Source organism: Sphingomonas morindae (assembly GCF_023822065.1).
In the GTDB taxonomy this organism is placed as follows: domain Bacteria; phylum Pseudomonadota; class Alphaproteobacteria; order Sphingomonadales; family Sphingomonadaceae; genus Solisphingomonas; species Solisphingomonas morindae.
Genome location: NZ_CP084930.1, coordinates 1,033,977 through 1,049,436, shown reverse-complemented (window position 1 = coordinate 1,049,436; position 15,460 = coordinate 1,033,977). Strand labels below are relative to the sequence as shown.

Below are 15,460 nucleotides of genomic sequence, written 5' to 3'. Positions count from 1 at the left end.
CTGAGGAACCAGACTTTGAGGAAGCCTTATATAAAGCTTTCCTTATATCGGCCAGCGGCAATCGCCATGAGGCCGAGAAGCAGGGCTATCAGCCACACGGCGCCATCGCCCAGATAGGTGAAGATCGGCCGCGGCCGCGCGGCGGGCAACCGCTCGCTCGTCATGCCCATTGCGTGTGCGCCGAGTTCGCGGACGATGCGGCCATCGGGCGCGATGATGGCGGAGATCCCCGTGGGCGTGGCGCGGGCGATCGGCAGCCCCTCCTCGATCGCGCGCAGCCGCGCCTGCGCCAGATGCTGGGGCGGGCCGGACGGGCCGAACCAGGCATCGTTCGAGGGGTTGAAGAGGAAGTCCGGCCGGTGCGCCTCGTCGACGACATGGCCCGAGAAGATCATCTCGTAGCAGATCTGCACCGCCACGCTGAGGCCGCCCGGCAGAGCGAGCGTGCGTGGCCCCGGCCCGGGCAGGAAATCCACGTCGCCGGGCGCCAGCCGCGACAGGCCGAGCAGCGAAAGCAGCGGCCGCATCGGCAGATATTCGCCGTAGGGCACGAGATGCGCCTTGTCGTAGCGGCCGAGGATGCGGCCGCCCGGCCCGATCGCGAAGGCGCTGTTGCGCGCCGCCACGAAGGCGCCTCCGGCGTCGCGAACGGGCAGCACGCCGCCCGCGATCAGCACGTCGCGCGGGCCGATCACCGGCGCCAGCGCGGCGGCTATGGCGGGATCCTCGGTGACGAAATCCTCGATCGCCGATTCGGGCCAGAGCAGCACGCGCGGCTGATCGCCCGGCCGGCCGGACAGGGCGATCAGCCGCTGCAGATGGCGGCGGCTCAGCTGCGGATCCCAGCGCTCGCCTTGGCCGATATCGGGCTGGATCACCGTCACGCGCGGGCCGGTCCCCGGCGGCAGCGGATCGGGACGGCCGATACGCACCGCGATGCCCGGCGCGAAATACAGGCCCGCGAGCAGCAGCAGCCCCGCCGCCGCGGGCAGGTTGGCGGAGGACAGCATCGTCTTGCGGCCGAGCCGCTCGCGCGGCAGCGCGGCGAGGATGAGGATGAAGCCCGACGAGGCGACGATGATCGCCGAAAGCCCGTAGGTGCCGGTGATCCGCGCCAGCTGGGCGAGCGGCAGATCGACAAAGGCGGCGGCGGCCGGGTTCCACGGAAAGCCCGTGAAGAGCGTGCCGCGCAGCCATTCCGAAACGCCCCAGCAGGCGCCGAGCGCGAGCGACAGGGTCGCCGCGCCGCCGCCGATCCGGCGGGTCGTCCACCAGGCGCCCAGCGCGGCCAGGCCTGGAAAGACGGCGAGGTAGAGCGACAGCAGCAGCACCGCGATCCAGCCGAGCCAGCCCGGCATCTTGGCCTGGTAGGTGAAGGCGGTGGCGATCCAGTCCAGCCCGAGCACGAACTGGCCGAGCCCGAAGCCCCAGCCGATCGCGAACGCGGCGCGCGCGCGCGGGCTGCGGGCCTGGATCAGCAGCGCCAGCCCGGCATAGCCGATCAGCGCGAGCGGCCAGATGCCGAAGGGCTGGAAGCCGAAGGCGACGAGCAGGCCAAGGGCCACGGCCGAGAAGAACGGTGCCATGGCGGGCGCGGTAGAGGCTCGGCGCGACGCTGGCTAGAGAGTCTTGTCGGATCGGCGCGGCCGGTGCCGTCAATAGGCGTTGCGGTGCAGCACCACGCGCGCGGTCGCGAGCAGGATGGAGATGTCGCGCCAGAGGGTCCATCCGTTGAGATAGTCGAGATCGGCCTGGAGCCGGTAGGTGAGGTCGGAGGTGAGGTGGGTGGCGCCGCGGAAGCCGCGGACCTGGGCGAGACCGGTGATGCCGGGCTTGGTGGCGTGGCGGTGCCAGTAGCGCTGATCGACTTCCCAGAAGAGCTTGTCGCCGGCGAGGCTGCCGAGTGCGTGGGGGCGGGGCCCGACGATCGACATGTCGCCTTTGAGGACGTTGAGCAGCTGGGGGAGTTCGTCGATCGAGGTGGCGCGGATGATGCGGCCGACGCGGGTGACGCGGGCATCGCCGCGCGCGGTCGACTGGGCGCCGGCGACATCGCACAATTCGGCCCGCATCGAGCGGAACTTGTACATGGGGAAGAGGCGGTTGCCGCGTCCGAGCCGGGGCTGGACGAAGAAGATGGGTCCGCTGCTCTCGAGCTTGACGGCGAGCGCGGTGAGCGCGAGCAGCGGCGCGAGCACGGTGAGTGCTGCGATCGAGAGGAAGAGATCGAGGCCGCGTTTGAGCGCGCGGTGGCGCAGGCTGAGCGGGCCGACCGAGACGATCAGCGTGGGCGCGTTGGCGAAGCGGCTGGCGCCGAGCGAGCCGAGGCCGCTGAGTTCGGGGGTGACGATCTCGCCGCGGATATTGGCGCCCTTGAGCACGGCGGCCCAGGCGGCGCGGCGATGTTCGGGGCAGGCGACGACGACGCGGTCGGCGCGCTTGAGGAGCCGGCCGACGCGATCGAGCGCGTGCGGATCGGCGACATCGGGGTTGAGCGCGAGCGCGGCGGCATCGACGGCGACGGCATGGGGGCCGGGCTCGAGCGCGACGCCATCGGTGACGAGCAGCGTGGCGAAGGGATCGCCCGCGAACAGCATCGGCCCGAAGCGGTGGAGCGCGTAGCGCAGCGCGAAGATCCACAAGGCCGCGAGCGCGGTGCCGATGGTGAACACCTCGCGCGACAGATGCGTGCCGGCGCGCAGATAGAAGGCGACGAACAGGATCGCGCCGACCGCGCCGCCCAGCGAGGTGAGCGCGCGGTGCGCGGCATGGCGCCAGCGGTTGAACAGATCGGACGAGTAGACATTGCGGTTGATCGCCACCGCCAGATAGAGCGGCAGCAGCAGCGCCGCATTGTTCACCCCGGCGGCTTGATCCGCCAGGCCGAAGCGCAAGAGATTGGCCAGCGCGAACGCCGCCACCACGCCCACACAGTCCAGCCCCAGCAGAAGCGCGTAGAGGCGGATTCGGAAGCGCCCCTTGTCGCGCGCGAGCACGGTATCGGTCTCGAGCGGAGGCAGGTTGGCCGCCAGCGCGGCGCGCGCGACCGCCACGGCGTCCGGATCCCCATACGGATCCGCCTCGGTGCCACTGTCCAGGTCCATCTCCTCCCCCGCTGCTTTATAGGTCCGAGCAGGTTAATCTTTGCTCTAGACCTTCCGGATCGCGGGTCCAGCGGGCTTGGCGCGGCTTTGTGCCGGAATGGCATGGCGACGGGCTCAGCCGAGCGCGAGATCATCCTTCAGCAGATCCTCGGGCCGCAGCCGCAGCCGTCGCATCTGCGCGCGCACCTGTGGCCAGGTATGGCGGAGGAAATGGGCGCGTTCCTGCGCGCGCAGCCGCTCCGCCGCGCCGAGTGCTACGAACATGCCGATGCCGCGCCGCACCACCACCAGCCCTTCGTCCTGGAAGCTCTGATAGGCGCGCGCCACCGTCAGCGGATTGGCGCCCTGCTCGGCGGCGAAGGCGCGCACCGAAGGCAGGGCGTCGCCATCGCCGTAGCGGCCCTCGAGGATCGCCTCGGCGATGCTGTCGCGCAGACGGATATAGACGGGACGATCATCGCTGGCCATGCTGCGGTACCGTAGTAACACAGCACGGCGCGTCAAGCCTCGGCGTCAGAAGTGGCTGACGATCGCGTCATAGTCGGGGCGGGGCCGCTCCTCCAGCGGGCGCGCGGGGGTGCCGAGGAAGAAATAGCCAGCGATTCGCGCGCCGGGATGGCCGAGCCCCTCGGCCACGCCGGGCCCGTAGGAGGGCCAGCCGGTGAGCCAGCCGCCGGCAAAGCCTTCGGCATGGGCGGCGGTGAGCAGCATCATGCCCGCCGCGCCCGCCGAAAGCTCCTGTTCCCAGAGCGGGATCGCGCTCGCCGGCGCGGGGGTGGAAAGCAGCGCCACCAGCACCGGCGCCTGATGGGCGAACTGGTCCAGCGCCTCAAGCTCGCGCGGCGCGGCGTCGGGCTTGTCGGCGCGGTAGCATTGCTTGAGCAGCGCCGCGAAGGCGTCGCGCCGATCGGCGCCGATCACCACCAGCCGCCAGGGCGCCAGCTTGCCATGATCGGGCACGCGCATCGCCGCGGCGAGGATGCGCCGCAGCTGCGCGGCGTCGGGGCCGGGGGCGACGAGATCGCGCGGCTTGGCGGAGCGGCGGCTGGCGACGAGACTCGCCGGCGAGGAGAGATCGTTGAACATGGCGCGCGCTGTACCGGCTGGCGCGCGGCGAAGAAAGCGCACGGGCGCGCAAAGCCGTTGACGGGAGGGGCACCGCGCTGGTTCACTCGCACCTGCAACATAAAAAGGGGCGATGGCGATGAGCAGAGCAGTTCGGGGCATGATGCTGGCGATCACCATGGCGGCGGCGATCCCGGCCGGCGCCGGCGCGGCGGAGGTGACGCGCCGCTACACGGGAAGCTTTCCGATCGCGGCGAGCGTGCGGGCGCCCGCCGGCAGCGACATCGTCTGGGTCAGCGGCGCGCTCGCCAGCCCGCCCGATCCCGCGCATCCCGATCAGCTCGGCAATACCGAGCAGCAGACCCTGTCGGTGCTCACCAAGCTGGCGGACAGCCTCAAGGCCGAGGGGCTCGGCCTGGGCGACGTGACGATGATGCGGGTCTATATGGTCGGCGATCCCGCGCTTGGCGGGAAGATGGACTTCAAGGGCATGATGGCGAGCTATTCCAAGTTCTTCGGAACCGCCGCCCAGCCCAACAAACCGGCGCGCGTGGCGATGCAGGTGGCCGCGCTGGTCACGCCCGGCGCGCTGGTGGAAATCGAGGTCCAGGCCGCCCGTCCGCCCAGCCGCTGAGCGGCCGCGCCGCGCCGCCGGTCCTGGTCCGGCGGCGCGGGCGGACTATGCGTGGAGCCCGGCCCGGCCTCAATGCGCCTGGAGCGGCGCCTTGGCGGCGACGGCGGCGCCAGCGCGCGCGGCCTTGACCATGTCCGGCGTGACCGGCGGCGCGTGATTGCCCCAGGCGCTCCGCGCATAGCTGAGCGCGGCGGCGATCTGCGCGTCGGTAAGATCGTCGCGGAAGGTCGGCATGCCGGCGCGGCCGTTGAGCACCACCGCGATCGGCTTTTCGGCCGGCCCGGTGACGAAGCCATTGCCCGCCAGCGCGGGAAAGGCGCCGGCGATGCCCTTGCCGTCCGCCTGGTGGCAGGCCGCGCAATTGTCGGCAAAGGCCTGGGCGGGCGTGGGGGCGTCGGGCGCCTGGGCGAGCAAGGCGGCGGGCGCCACGGCCAGCATCGGCCAGGCGGCGCGCAAAGCGGAGCGAAAGCGCATGCCGATCATCCTTTCATCGCGCGGGCGTGGAGCTGGGCGATCTGCTGCCAGGCGCTCTCGATCGCGCCCGCCTGCCAGCCGCCGATATAGCTCATATGCTCGCCCGCCAGCCAGATTCGCCGGTCGGGCTGGCAAAGCACGGGATAGGCGGTGGCGCGCGCCTCGTCGCTCCACATCGCCCAGCCCCCCAAATTATATTTCACCCGGTGCCAGGCCACCGAGAAGCTGCTCTCGAAGCTGTCGCGATATTCCGGGAAGATCTTCTGGCCGAACTCGACCGCGAAGGCGGCGCGCTCCGCCGGGCTCTTGGCGCTGATCTTCGCGGCGTTGGCCATGAAGTTGTAATAGCCGAGCAGCACGCCCTTGCGTCCCTGCCAGCCGGTGGAGGGCAGGGCGATCGACATGATGTCGGGATTGTCGGTGTAGACATGCCCGCCATAGATCATGTGATCCTCCTCCCAGAAGCGCCGCTTCATCTGGAGGCCGATCTTCCCGACCGGCGCATAGGCCGCCTGGGCCATGGCGGTCTTGAAGGCGGGGCTGAAGTCCGAGTCGATCGTCTTCAGCACCGAAAGCGGGATTGTGCAGACGCACCAGTCGGCGGTCAGCGTCTCGCGCTGGCCGCCGGGGCCGAGCACGTCCACCATCACCGCGTCGGGCGACTGGCGGATGCGCTGCACCTCGGTCGAATAGCGGATCACGCGCGGCGGGATCGCGCGCGCCATCGCCTTGGGGATCTGCTCCATGCCGTTGACGGGCTGGAACATGGTGCGCTGCTGATCCCACAGCGTCACCGAATGGAGCGCCTGCCAGCTGCCGGCCTGGAGCAGATCGGTCAGCCTATAGGGGGTGGAGGCGCGGCCCGGCCCGGGATCGGTGCCGGCGCCGGGCAGCACGTCGAAGCCCCGGCCCTCGGTGCCGGAATAGCGGAGATCCTTGGGGGACAGATAGCCGGAGGAGACGAGATACGCGACGAAACGCTCGCGATCGTCCGCGCTCAGCTGCTGGTCCAGCGCGCCCTGGCGGGTCAGCTTGGCGAGGATTTCGGAGGTATAGCCGCCCAGATCGGCCGCGATCTCGCCCTTGCGCACCGGCCGCCCCGCGAGCGGGCCGTGGCCCTTCTCGAAATAGAGATAGCTGGCGTCGTTATCATTGTTGAACAGCTCGAGCGGGACGCCCAGGCTGCGCGTGTAATGGAGCGTCGAGCGGTGGTGGTAGGGGATCCGCCACGGGCCGTGGTTGATATAGAGCCCCTCGTCGAATTGGCAGGTCTGCGGGGTGCCGCCCAGCTCGGTCAGCTGAAAGCCGCGCCGCGCGGTCTGCGCGCGTCCGCCGGGGAAGGCGCGCGCCTCGATCAGCGTCACGTCATAGCCGGCGCGGCCAAGCTCCAGCGCGGAGACGAGCCCGGCCTCGCCGCCGCCCAGCACCAGCACGCGCCGCTTGGCGGGCTGTCCGGTGAGGCGGGGCGGTTCCGCCTGGGCCGAGCCGATGCCGAAGCCGAGCGCGTCCATGCCCGCCAGCAGCATGGCGGTGCCGCCCATGGCGGCCATGCGCTCAAGCAGGGTCCGCCGCGTGAAGCCACCCGGCTCCGCACGCTTATTCTCCATTTTCCCTTGCCCCATTTGCTTTTATGTCCCGACACCCAAGGTGCCGTGATACTTTTATTACGCAAGCGCTGATTGTGCATGGGCGAGAAAAAATTGCGGCGGTGCGGCACGGAAGCCGCGCTTGGAGGTCGTGCGTTGGGATTGGGAGAGGAGATGATGATGGCGTCCAAGCCCCCCACCGAGCTGCCGCCCGAGATGCCCGACGCGCCGCCGCCCGATGCCGATGCGCCGCATCCGCCGCGGCCGGACCAGCCGCTGCCCGATGGCGCCCCCGATCCGTGGCGCGAGGGGCCATGAGCCGCGCTTTGGTAAGCGCTTGGTAAGGACGATGCTTTAACGAGTAGCTGAGAAGGTTACGAGTGAGCGTGCGAGCATGTCCATAAAGACATCGATCGAGGTCGAACGCGCCGAGCGAATCAAGATCGGCCGCCGCGGCACGGTGCGCGAGCGGACGCGAGTCGCGAGCGACGTCGCCGTGATCGACCTATCCACCACCGGCGTCCGCTTCACCGCGGAACCGCCGCTGGAAATCGGCGCGCTGGTGAGCCTCGGCATCCCCGGGCTCGGCATGCAGGCGGCGCGCGTGATGCGCGTCAACGGCATCGAACATGGCGCCGCCTTCCTCATGCCGATCAGCGCCGAGGATGTGGTGCGCGCCGGCATCGCCGAAACCGTGGCGGAGGGCAATTTCCCCCAGATGCGGGATCGCATCCGCACCCAGGAGGCGATCGCCTACAACCGCCGCGCGACCGATCGCGAGATCCCGGAAGAGAAGCCGGGCTCGTTGCTCGGCAAGATGCGCGGCCTGTTCAAGCGCTGAGCCCGCAGCCTGCATGAAATGGCGCCCCGGCCCATGGGGACGGGCCGGGGCGCCAGTTTTCTTCGCGTCCATCGCGGCGGGTCGAACCGGCGGCGGGGCTTTGGGGGATGGCCGGCGCGCCCTGTGGACCCCTTCCGTCTAGGCGATTCGCGCCGGCTCCGAATTCACATGCGTTGGCGCGCCGGCCGCTTTGATCGTCAGGCTGGCACGCGCTGTGGCGTCGTTTCTGCCAGCTCGCGCGCGAACCAGGCGCAGGTGCGCTCCAGCCCGTCCCGCAGGCCGACGCGCGGCTGCCAGCCCAGCAAGGCCGTGGCGCGGTCGATATCGGGCCGGCGGCGGCGCGGATCGTCGATCGGCAGCGGCATATGGACGATGGGCGCGCGGCTTCCGGTCAGGTCCAGCACCTCGGCGAGCAACTCGCTCACCGTCAGCTCCACCGGATTGCCCAGATTGACGGGATCGAGCCCCACCGTCTCGCTCTCCATCAGCCGCATCAGCCCGTCGACCATGTCGGAGACGTAGCAGAAGCTGCGCGTTTGGCTGCCATCGCCATAGATGGTGATCTCGCGGCCCGACAGAGCCTGGCAGATGAGGTTGGACACCACCCGGCCGTCATCGGGGTGCATTTGCGGGCCATAGGTGTTGAAGATGCGCGCCACGCGCACCTCGGCGCGCCCCAGCCGCGCATAATCGAACGCCATGGCCTCGGCGGCGCGCTTGCCCTCGTCATAGCAGGCACGCGGGCCGGTGCAGTTCACCCAGCCGCGATAGCCCTCGCGCTGCGGATGGACTTCCGGATCGCCATAGACCTCGCTGGTGGAGCTGAGCAGAAAGCGCGCGCTCGAGGCTTCGGCGAGTCGCAGCAGATGGTGCGAGCCGACCACGTTGGTGAGCATGGTATGCTCGGGATCGGCCTGATATTGCGGCGGCGAAGCCGCGCAGGCGAGATTGTAGATGCGGCGGAAGCGGGCGGTGCGCTCGGTCACGCTCGCCGGCAGCGGGGCGACCACATCGGCCTCGATGAACTCGAAGCGCGGATCGCTACTCAGCCCTTCCAGATTCTGGGCGCGCCCGGTCTGGAGATTGTCGAGACAGACGACGGAATGACCCTGATCCAGCAGGGCGCGGCACAGGTGCGAACCGATGAAGCCGGCGCCGCCGGCGACAAGGATCAGGTCGCTTTGGGGGTTGAGCATCCGCTACTCCTCTAACGTGCCAGCACGAGCGGGCCGGCGGCCTTTTTGGCCGTTGCTTGGCTAAGATGATCGTCGAGTTCGGCGGCGCGGTGGGCGGCGGTGTGAGCCGCCATCACCCGCGCCCGCGCCGCGCGGCCGAGCGCCTCGGCATCGCCGGCGAGCGCGGCTTCCACCTCCGCGCCGCTCCGCGCCAGGATGATCTCGGCGTCGGGGGTGAAGAGCTGCTCGATCCCGTCCCAGATGTCGGAGATGATCGGCGTGCCGCACGCCGCCGCCTCGAACAGGCGCACCGAGGGCGACCAGCCGGCCGCGATCATGTCCGCCCGCGTGACGTTGAGCGTGAAGCGCGAGGCGCCGTAAAAGGCCGCATGCTCGGCGGGCGGCAGATGCTCGATCCGCGCCACATTGTCCGGCCAGTCTATGTCGGACGGATATTGCGGCCCGGCCACCACGCAGCGCAGCCCCGGATTGGCGCGCGCCGGCGCGATCAGCAGCCGCTCAAGCGTCGGCTGGCGATCGGGGCTGTAGGTGCCGAGATAGGAGAGATCCCAGAGCTTGCGCGTGCCGGGCGCCGGCGGCGGATAGAGCGCCGGATCGACCGAGCAATAGAGCGCGCGCGCCGCCGGGGCGCCGAACTCCGCCTCGATCCGCGCCAAAGTGGGGCCGCCGGTGAAGGAAAAATAGATATCGAAGCCGGGAATGGTCTCGGGTGCGATATATTCGGTGTCGCCGCGCGCCAGCTTGGCGAGCGTGACGGGCGTGTCGATATCGTAGAAGGCGGTGACGCCCTCGGCCCATTGCTGCACCAGACCGGCGACGGCGACGCCTTCGGGCACATAGGAGCCGACGATCACCGCATCCGCGCCCGCGATCTCGCGCCGCCAGTCCGCCAGATCGCCCAGGCTGTCATAGAAGGCGAGCTGGCAATAGTCCGGATCGGCGAGATCGCGCTGGCTCGCATACCAGGGCTTGTCGCGCTCGAGGAACAGGATGTCGTGGCCGCGCGCGGCGAAGGCCTTGAGCAGTGCGCGGAAGGTGGTGGCGTGGCCATTGCCCCAGGAGGAGGACAAAGTGAGCCCGAGAACGACGAGCCTCATGCCGGCACCGCCTGGCGCGCGGCATGTTCGCGCAGCAAGGCATCCACCTGGGCGGCGCGCAGATCATAGCTGTGCTCGGCAAGCACCCGCGCCCGCGCGGCGGCGCCGATCGCGGCGGCGCGCTCGGCGGTGAGCCCGGCGAGGTGATCGGCCACGTCCTGCCCGTCGCGCGCCACCAGCACCTCGACATCCGGCGTCAGGAACATCTCGATCCCCTCCCATTGATCGGTGATGAGGCAGGCGGCCGCCCCCGCCGCCTCGAACACGCGCGTCGCCGGCGAGAAGCCGATATGCGCCATGCTGTCGCGCGCGACGTTCAGCACCGCGCGCGGCGTGCAGTTGAAGGCATTGTGTTCGGCCGTGTAGACATGGCCGCGATGCCGGACATTGGCGGGCATCGCCTTGCTCTCCCAGCCATTGCCGCCGATCAGAAAGGCGCGGTCGGGAAGCGCGGCGGCGGCCTTGAGGAAGAATTCCTCCACCCGAGCCTCGCGGTCGGGCAGCCGGTTGCCGAGAAAGGCGAGATCGCACGCGAAGCGCGGATCCGGCGGCACCGGGAAATGGGTGGTCGGATCCAGCGCGTTGTAGATCGGCACGCAGCGCGCGGCGCCGAACGCCTCATAGGCGCGGATCACCGGCGGGCCGCCGCCATAGGTGAGCACCAGATCGAGATCGGCGAGCCGGCGCCGCACCGGATGGCTGGGATCGGCGCGCATCTCGTCCAGGGTGGCGGCGGCGTCGACATCCCAGAAGATGCGCAGCGCATGGGGCGCCGCCTCGGCGACGATCCCGTCCAGCAGCTCGGCGTCGAACACGCCGACGCCATTGGCCTTCACCACCACATCGGCATCGCCGGCCTCCGCCAGCACGCCGCGCAGCCCTTCCTCCGTCGCGGGATAGACGGTGACCTGCGCCCATTCGGGGGGATCGATATCGCGATGCTTCTGGCGATCGAAGGCATCGGGTTCGTAGAAGCGGATGGCGTGGCCGTGCAGCGCGAGGTTGCGCAGGATGCCGCGATAATAGGTGGCCGCGCCGTTCCAGTAGGACGACAACAGGCTCGATCCGTAGAAGGCGATCTTCATGCGGCGGGCTCCAGGACGGGGCTGCGGAGGCGATCGACGATGGCGAGCAGCTCGTCGACCCGGTGCGCGCAGCTATGGCGGGTTCGGATGGTCTCGAGCCCGGCGCGCACCAGCGCGGCGCGGGCGTCCGCATCGTCGCGGATCAGGCGCAGCGCATCGGCCATCTGATCGGGGCGGTCGACCATGAGGAAATCCTGGCCGACGCGGAACAGCCCCTCGGCATCGTTCCAGGGCGCCGAGACCAGCGGAATGCCGCAGGCCAGCGCCTCGAACACGCGGATGGTGGGGATGCCGGGCAGGATGGTGGCGTAGAAGCGGCGCGGCACGTGCACCGTGGCGCGGTGGCGGGCGAACAGGCGCGGCGCGGCGGCGTTGGGCGCCCAGCCATGATAGCGCGCGCCATGCCGGGCGAGCAGCGCCTGCGCCGCCTCCGGATAGCGCACGCCATATATGTCGAGCGCGAGGCCGCACGCCTCGGCGGGGCGGAACAGATAGGATTCGAGTTCCTCGGTGCGCTCGCCATCGCCCCAATTGCCGATCCAGATCAGCCCCTCGCGCGGCCCTTCGGTTTCGGGCGGGTGGAAGCGGCGCAGGTCCGCCGCCTCGTGCCAAGTCCAGACGCGCGCGCCCCAGCCCCAGCCGCGATAGACTTCGGACAGCGTCTCGCCAAAGGCGAGCACCCCGTCATAGGCGGCCAGATCATAGGCGCGCATCTCGTCCGGCGCGCTCACGGCGCGGTGGTGCGTATCGTGGAAGAGCAGCGTGAAGCGGCCGCCGCGCGCGCGGGCGCGGCCGATCGCGGCGACCAGCGCGGGCGGGTTCCACTCATGCACCAGCACGAGATCGGCGTCCTCGATCAGCGGCACGGGATCGGCCTCGGCGTCGATCTCGGTCGATCCCAACTCGGGATAGGCCTGGCGATAGGCGGTAAGCCCTTCCTCGCCATGATCGCCCAGCAGATTGGCGAGGCTCCAGGCGCCGGCGGGCTCGTAGACGCGCACATCATGGCCGCGCGCGACCAGCTCGCTCGCCACGCCGCGCAGGAAATGCGCATTGCCATGATTCCAGCACGAGGCCAGCGAGTGGGTGAAATAGACGATCCTCATGCGGCGGCGGCCCGGGCGCGGGTGGGGAGGAGCCCGCGGATCAGCGCCGCCATGCCCGCCGCCATCGCCGCCGGCGTGTAGCGGCCGGCGGCGGCGCGTGCCGCCTCGCCGGCCTCGACGCGATGGCGATCGTCGCCGATCAGCGAGTCGATCGCGGCCACGAAGCCGTCCTCGTCGTGCGGATCGACGAACAGCGCGGCCCCGCTCCACAGCTCGCGGAAGGTCGGGATGTCCGACAGCACCAGCGCGCAGCCCGCCGCCGCCGCCTCCAGCACCGCCAGGCCGAAGGGCTCGAACGTCGCCGCCGAGACGAAGATGGGGCGCGGCGCCAGCCGCGCGGCGATGCCCGCCTCGTCGAGCAGACCGAGCGGGTGAAGATGCTGGAGCGTGATCGTCTCGCCATGCGGGCCGATCGCCGCGCCGGCGGCGTGGAAGGGCACCGCCAGCCGCGCGGCCACGGCATCCAGCGTGCGGGCATTCTTGACCTCGTCCCACAGCCGTCCGGCGGTGAAGACGCAATCGTGCCGCGCGCCCGGCACCACGCGCAGCGGACGCCGGCCATTCGGCACGGTGGCGGGGCGGGGAAGATCATAATGGCGCGCGACGATCGCGCCATAGGCGGCGCTGGGCGCGACGACGCGATCGGCGCGCGCGAGGCCCCGCGCGGTCAGCCGCTCATGCCAGCGATAGGCGGGGCTGAGCGGGGTGGCGCGGGCGGCCGCCCACCAGGTGGCGACGCAGCCATGCGTCACCGCCACCACCGGGCAGGGGAAGCGCGCCTCGGCGAGCAGGGTCGGCATGTTGAGCTGGACGATATCGACCCGCTCCGCCGCCGCGAGCGCGGCCACCGCCTCGCCGGCGGCGAGCACCGGCGTCGGTCCGTCGCACAGCCAGTCGAGCGGCAGGCCGGTTTCGATCAGGCGGATGTCGCCGAGTTCGGCGCGCTGCCCGGGCGTCGGGGCGGGCCCGAGCAGGGCGATCACCGTCTCGATGCCGAGCGGGCGCAGCGCGCGCGCGAGGTCGGCGGCATATTGCCACACCCCGCCGACCGCATCCGCCGTCATCAGCAGGCGCAGCGGGCGCCGGCTCATGATACCGCCTCGAGCCCGGCCAGGCTGTGGCCGCGCTCTTCGGCCAGCCAGCGCGCCAGCCCTTCCACGCCGTCGCGCCAGGGACGCTTGGCGGGCAGGCCGAGCGCCGCATCCACCGCGCGCGTATCGGCGACGAAATAACGCTGGTCGCCGGCCCGCCAGTCGGACCAGTCGAGCGTCACCGGGCGGCCGATCAGCGCGCCGATATGCGCGATCAGCGCGCGCAGGCTGATCGCGTTGGCCGGGCCCCCGCCAAGGTTGAAGGCGCGGCCCTTCACCGTCTCGATCTCGCGCCACGCGCCGAGATAGGCCGCCACGGCATCGCCGACGTCGAGAATGTCGCGCACCTGATAGCCATCGCCGTACAGGGTGATGGGCCGGCCCTCCAGCGCCCGGATCAGAAAATGGGCGACCCAGCCCTGATCCTCGGTGCCCATCTGGCGCTGGCCATAGATGCAGCTCATCCGCAGCACCGTCGCCGGCAGATCATAGCTGCGCGCATAGTCCAGCACATATTGATCGGCCGCGCCCTTGGAACAGCCATAGGGCGTATGGAAATCCAGCGGCCGCGCCTCGCCGATGCCGTGCGCGCGCACCGCCGCGTCGACCGGCACATAGGCCTCGCCCTCGCGGGCGAAATCGAGATCGGCGAGATCGCCATATACCTTGTTGGTCGAGGCGAAGACGAGCGGGACGCGACGGCCGGTGGCGCGGATCGCCTCGAGCAGATCGAAGGTGCCGGCGATGTTGATCTCGAAATCGTCGCGCGGGTCGGTGAGGCTGGTCGTCACCGCCACCTGTGCGGCGAGGTGGAAAACGGCCTCGGCCTCCGCCACGGCCGAGGCCAGCGCCGCGCGATCGCGCAGATCGGCGATGCGCGCATCGATCCGATCGCCATGGCGCGCCTGCAGCCAGGCAAGGTTGCGCTCCACCCCGGCGCGGGCGAGCGCATCATACACGATCACCCGGTGCCCCGCGGCGGCGAGCGCGTCCGCCAGGTTGGAGCCGATAAAGCCCGCGCCGCCCGTGACGAGGATCGCGCCGCCGCTCACGCCACCAGCCCCCGGGCCTCGAGTTCGGCCCGCGCCGAATGGACGCGATCCTCGGCGGTCTGCTCGGCCACCCATTCCGCCAGCTCGGCCAGACCGGCCTCGAAATCCTGCCGCGCCTCGAAGCCGATCGCCTCGCGCGCGCGGCCGGTGTCGCAGAAGCAATGGCGGATGTCGCCGATCCGGGCCTTGCCGACGATTTCCGGCTCGATCTGGTTCTTGCCCATGGCGCGGGCCAGCGCGCGGGCGACCTCGGTCACGCTGCGATCGGTGCCCGAGCCGATATTGAAGGTGCCGCCGGCCGCGCCGGGAAGCTCCAGCGCATCGGCGAAGGCGCGGGCGACATCGGTGACATGGACGAAGTCGCGCCGCTGTTCGCCATCCTCGAAGATCATCGGCTGCTGGCCGTTGAGCAGGCGCGCCGCGAAGATCGCCAGCACGCCGGTATAGGGGTTGGACAGCGCCTGGCCCGGGCCATAGACGTTGAACAGCCGCAGGCACACGCCCTCGATGCCATAGGGGGCGGCGAGGATGTGGGTGGTGCGCTCCTGCACATATTTGTTGAGCGCGTAGATCGAGGCGAGGTTGGGCCGCTTCCATTCCGGCGTCGCCACCGGGGCGAGCGGCCGGCCCTGTGCGTCAACCGGCTCCCAGTTGCGCTGGCCGTCGCGCAGCGTCGTGCGCTCGGCGGTTTCCACCAGCGCGCCATCCTGGTCGCGATACAGGCCCTCGCCATAGATGCTCATCGACGAGGCGGTGACCACGCGCCGCACCGGCCGCTGGATCAGCTTTTCGAACAGCACCGCCGTGCCGACATCATTGACCGAGGTATAGCGCTCCACCTCGTACATGGATTGGCCGACGCCGACCTCGGCGGCGAGGTGCACGACGCTGTCGATCCCCTCGAGCGCGCGCGCCACCGCCGCGCCGTCGCGCACATCGGCGCGGATCAGCTCGACATCCTCGTGCAGCATCGCCGGACGGTCGATCTGGCCATGAACCTGTTCGATGAGGCTATCGAGCACGCGGACCTGATGGCCCCGCCGCATCAGCTCGTCGGCCACGAACCGGCCGATAAATCCCGCCCCGCCGGTGATGAGTACCCGCTCCATGTGCCCTCCGCAAAGCTCAT

General features: G+C 70.4%; 16 protein-coding genes. 3 read left to right on the top strand and 13 right to left on the bottom strand.

Annotated elements, in window-relative coordinates:
* Positions 1-26: 26 nt before the first annotated feature.
* The 4 genes from lnt to LHA26_RS05180 all read right to left on the bottom strand — a co-directional run bounded on the left by lnt (position 27) and on the right by LHA26_RS05180 (position 4,190).
* Positions 27-1,586, bottom strand: coding sequence for an apolipoprotein N-acyltransferase (lnt, locus tag LHA26_RS05195; protein ID WP_252167671.1), 1,560 nt, complete (start codon positions 1,584-1,586; stop codon positions 27-29).
* Positions 1,587-1,655: 69 nt separating this feature from the next.
* A complete protein-coding gene (locus LHA26_RS05190; RefSeq protein WP_252167670.1) occupies positions 1,656-3,104 on the bottom strand; it encodes a sugar transferase in 1,449 nt (482 codons plus the stop codon).
* A gap of 114 nt (positions 3,105-3,218) precedes the next feature.
* Complete coding sequence (locus LHA26_RS05185) at positions 3,219-3,572, bottom strand: GntR family transcriptional regulator (protein ID WP_252167669.1); 354 nt, start codon at positions 3,570-3,572, stop codon at positions 3,219-3,221.
* A gap of 45 nt (positions 3,573-3,617) precedes the next feature.
* Positions 3,618-4,190, bottom strand: coding sequence for a nitroreductase family protein (locus LHA26_RS05180; protein ID WP_252167668.1), 573 nt, complete (start codon positions 4,188-4,190; stop codon positions 3,618-3,620).
* Positions 4,191-4,308: 118 nt separating this feature from the next.
* On the opposite strand from LHA26_RS05180, the gene LHA26_RS05175 reads away from it, so the two are divergent.
* On the top strand, positions 4,309-4,803 hold the full coding sequence (locus LHA26_RS05175) for a RidA family protein (protein ID WP_252167667.1): 495 nt from the start codon (positions 4,309-4,311) through the stop codon (positions 4,801-4,803).
* Positions 4,804-4,872: 69 nt separating this feature from the next.
* On the opposite strand, the gene LHA26_RS05170 is transcribed toward LHA26_RS05175, so the two are convergent.
* Complete coding sequence (locus tag LHA26_RS05170; protein ID WP_252167666.1) at positions 4,873-5,277, bottom strand: c-type cytochrome; 405 nt, start codon at positions 5,275-5,277, stop codon at positions 4,873-4,875.
* Between the two features lie 5 nt (positions 5,278-5,282).
* Entirely contained in the window at positions 5,283-6,884 is a 1,602-nt protein-coding gene (locus tag LHA26_RS05165; RefSeq protein WP_252167665.1) for a flavin monoamine oxidase family protein, read from the bottom strand.
* A gap of 153 nt (positions 6,885-7,037) precedes the next feature.
* On the opposite strand from LHA26_RS05165, the gene LHA26_RS05160 reads away from it, so the two are divergent.
* Positions 7,038-7,181 carry a hypothetical protein gene (locus tag LHA26_RS05160; RefSeq protein ID WP_252167664.1) on the top strand — a complete coding sequence of 48 codons (144 nt, stop codon included), beginning with the start codon at positions 7,038-7,040 and terminating at the stop codon, positions 7,179-7,181.
* 76 nt (positions 7,182-7,257) lie between these two features.
* Positions 7,258-7,704 carry a PilZ domain-containing protein gene (locus tag LHA26_RS05155; RefSeq protein WP_252167663.1) on the top strand — a complete coding sequence of 149 codons (447 nt, stop codon included), beginning with the start codon at positions 7,258-7,260 and terminating at the stop codon, positions 7,702-7,704.
* 197 nt (positions 7,705-7,901) lie between these two features.
* Here the strand turns inward: LHA26_RS05155 and LHA26_RS05150 are convergent, their stop codons facing one another.
* Genes LHA26_RS05150 through LHA26_RS05120 form a run of 7 tightly spaced genes read right to left on the bottom strand, consistent with a single transcriptional unit; the run spans position 7,902 to position 15,440 of the window.
* Positions 7,902-8,900: an NAD-dependent epimerase/dehydratase family protein gene (locus LHA26_RS05150; protein ID WP_252167662.1), complete on the bottom strand. Its 999-nt coding sequence runs from the start codon at positions 8,898-8,900 to the stop codon at positions 7,902-7,904.
* Positions 8,901-8,911: 11 nt separating this feature from the next.
* Positions 8,912-9,997, bottom strand: coding sequence for a CgeB family protein (locus LHA26_RS05145; protein ID WP_252167661.1), 1,086 nt, complete (start codon positions 9,995-9,997; stop codon positions 8,912-8,914).
* Positions 9,994-11,082 (bottom strand): CgeB family protein, encoded by a 1,089-nt coding sequence (locus LHA26_RS05140; RefSeq protein WP_252167660.1) that lies wholly within the window; start codon positions 11,080-11,082, stop codon positions 9,994-9,996. Before LHA26_RS05140 ends, LHA26_RS05145 begins: the two co-directional genes overlap by 4 nt.
* A complete protein-coding gene (locus LHA26_RS05135) occupies positions 11,079-12,188 on the bottom strand; it encodes a CgeB family protein (protein ID WP_252167659.1) in 1,110 nt (369 codons plus the stop codon). The genes LHA26_RS05140 and LHA26_RS05135 overlap by 4 nt, the downstream gene beginning before the upstream one ends.
* Positions 12,185-13,279 (bottom strand): glycosyltransferase family 4 protein, encoded by a 1,095-nt coding sequence (locus LHA26_RS05130; RefSeq protein ID WP_252167658.1) that lies wholly within the window; start codon positions 13,277-13,279, stop codon positions 12,185-12,187. The genes LHA26_RS05135 and LHA26_RS05130 overlap by 4 nt, the downstream gene beginning before the upstream one ends.
* The gene (locus LHA26_RS05125) at positions 13,276-14,331 is read right to left on the bottom strand and encodes an SDR family NAD(P)-dependent oxidoreductase (protein ID WP_252167657.1); all 1,056 of its coding nucleotides are present in this window, start codon (positions 14,329-14,331) and stop codon (positions 13,276-13,278) included. Before LHA26_RS05125 ends, LHA26_RS05130 begins: the two co-directional genes overlap by 4 nt.
* On the bottom strand, positions 14,328-15,440 hold the full coding sequence (locus LHA26_RS05120) for an SDR family NAD(P)-dependent oxidoreductase (protein ID WP_252167656.1): 1,113 nt from the start codon (positions 15,438-15,440) through the stop codon (positions 14,328-14,330). The genes LHA26_RS05125 and LHA26_RS05120 overlap by 4 nt, the downstream gene beginning before the upstream one ends.
* Positions 15,441-15,460: the final 20 nt, after the last annotated feature.